Genomic DNA, 364 nt, shown 5'->3' on the forward strand with positions numbered 1-364 from the left:
CCGGTGAAGTCCTGCGCGGGCATGAATTCCACTATTCCGACTTTACCCCTGAAACCCCGGCGGTGATGAATTGCCGCAAGGTGCGTGATGGCAAAACGCTGCAAGCCTGGTCCGGCGGCTGGCAGGTCGGAAACACCTTCGCCAGTTATCTGCACGTTCATTTTGCTCAACGTCCGCAGATGCTTAGCCACTGGCTGACAGCCGCGAGGAGCGCGTTATGACGATCCTTGCGTGGTGCGTTGCCTGGCTGCTGGATTTTATCATTGGTGATCCGCAGAACTGGCCGCATCCGGTGCGCTGGATCGGCAACCTTATCTCCGCAATCCAGCGCGTCATTCGGCGTTATTGCCATAGTGATAGCACG

Annotated in this window: 1 protein-coding gene and 1 pseudogene; both read left to right on the forward strand. The window is 57.7% G+C overall.

What is annotated here, in order from left to right; genetic code table 11:
* Positions 1 to 221: pseudogene (locus FDX22_RS19565) on the forward strand (cobyrinic acid a,c-diamide synthase); the annotation flags it as partial.
* Positions 218 to 364: cobalamin biosynthesis protein (locus tag FDX22_RS19570; protein WP_186805353.1), on the forward strand; the 147-nt coding region annotated here is incomplete at its 3' end. The pseudogene FDX22_RS19565 and the gene FDX22_RS19570, both read left to right, overlap by 4 nt.

Source organism: Citrobacter sp. TBCS-14, from assembly GCF_005280805.1.
Taxonomy (GTDB): domain Bacteria; phylum Pseudomonadota; class Gammaproteobacteria; order Enterobacterales; family Enterobacteriaceae; genus Citrobacter; species Citrobacter gillenii.